Source organism: Mucilaginibacter sp. P4_G9 (assembly GCF_056400985.1).
The window spans coordinates 1-1,551 of record NZ_JBFUKF010000711.1; the positions used below are offsets into that span (position 1 = coordinate 1).

The following is a 1,551-nucleotide window of genomic DNA, read 5'->3' on the forward strand; positions in this document are numbered from 1 at the left end:
CCTTTACAGATGATGTATATGGCGTAACCCTACACCCCAGCGAGGTAAGCGGCAGGTATACCATCAGCGTAGATGATTTTGTTTTATTCGATAGAAAAAGAGAGGGCCGCTTCCCGGAAATAAAAGAATTAAAACAATTGGTAAGAGATAAGGTTAATCCCGAAAAAAGCCTTGGTCATTCGGATAAAAAATAGCATTTTGTCAATAAAAACTCCAATTGATTATCATTTTCAATTGCAATTATCATTTTTACTATCACTCAAAGCAAATAAAACTTAAAAAGCCCCGATTTTTCAATATAAAAGCGCCTCGATTTCATCGTTTTCAAATAATTGTTAATTTTAAATCATTAAAAAGGTAAATAATATAGTATCGTTGTACTCTATAGTATTACTGGATATTTTTATTTAATATTGTTTAACTTTGTGAGTTTTATTTTAGAAAATGCTTTCCAAAAAAACCAAGTACGCAATTAAAGCATTGGTGATCCTGGGCAAAAACATGGATCAGCCACCGATGCAAATTTCCAGAATCGCCGAGGCCGAACGTATCCCCAAAAAGTTTCTTGAGCAGATACTGCTCGATCTTCGCAACGCGGGTTTCCTGTATAGTAAAAAAGGTGCAGGCGGCGGCTACAGCCTAAACCGCGATCCCAAAGAAATATTTTTGGTAAGCATTATGCGTATAACCGATGGCCCTATTGCCATGGTGCCTTGCGCCAGCTTAAATTTTTACCATAAATGCGATGAATGCCACCAGGAAACCACCTGCGGTATCAGGGATGTTTTTGTTGATGTAAGAGACGCTACTTTGAAGATCCTGAGCGAAACCAGCATTGCCGATATCATATCGCGCGAGCAAACACTCATCAATATATAATCTCATAAAACTGTCAAATAGCAGTTTTTTTAAATTAAATTCTACCAATTCCCTATACTATGTATATATTTGGTAAATAAAACATAATGAATTCTATTAATACAATTATTTACATGCGGATGTATTGCTGTTTAAGCGGCGGTAAGGCACGGCTATAATTAGTATTAACCAACATACGCCTCTTTAGCCTAAGCCAAAGGGGCTTTTTTTATAATTGATTAAAACATAAGATATGCAGAGCTTCAGAACAGAACTGGAGAACCCGATAGTTGAACAGGATATTATTGACCTGGAAAAAAAGATCAGGGCTTTTCGCGAAGGTAAAATACATGACGAAAAATTCAGGAGCCTCCGTTTGGCACGTGGCGTTTATGGCCAGCGCCAGCCCGGTGTGCAAATGGTACGCATTAAATTGCCATTTGGAAAAGTTACGTTTAAGCAGCTGCTAAAAATTGCCGATATATCTGACGAGTACGGAAGCCGCAACCTGCACCTTACCACCCGCCAGGATATCCAGATCCATTATGTAAGTCTTGACCGCACCCCCTAACTTTTGGCCAGGCTTGAGCATTACGATATTACCCTGAGCGAAGCCTGCGGAAATACGGTAAGAAACGTAACCGCCTCCCCTACCGCAGGTATCGATCCACTGGAACCGTTTGATGTTTCGCC

General features: G+C 39.5%; 2 protein-coding genes and 1 pseudogene. All 3 read left to right on the forward strand.

Annotated features, from left to right (window positions below; genetic code table 11):
• Window positions 1-194 (forward strand): Rdx family protein (locus AC1DPZ_RS26955; protein WP_477409310.1); only part of this gene is annotated, 194 nt, incomplete at its 5' end.
• Between the two features lie 250 nt (window positions 195-444).
• Window positions 445-879, forward strand: a complete 435-nt coding sequence (locus AC1DPZ_RS26960) for an RrF2 family transcriptional regulator (protein ID WP_477409312.1) — start codon at window positions 445-447, stop codon at window positions 877-879.
• A gap of 232 nt (window positions 880-1,111) precedes the next feature.
• Window positions 1,112-1,551, forward strand: a pseudogene (locus AC1DPZ_RS26965) (nitrite reductase); the annotation flags it as partial.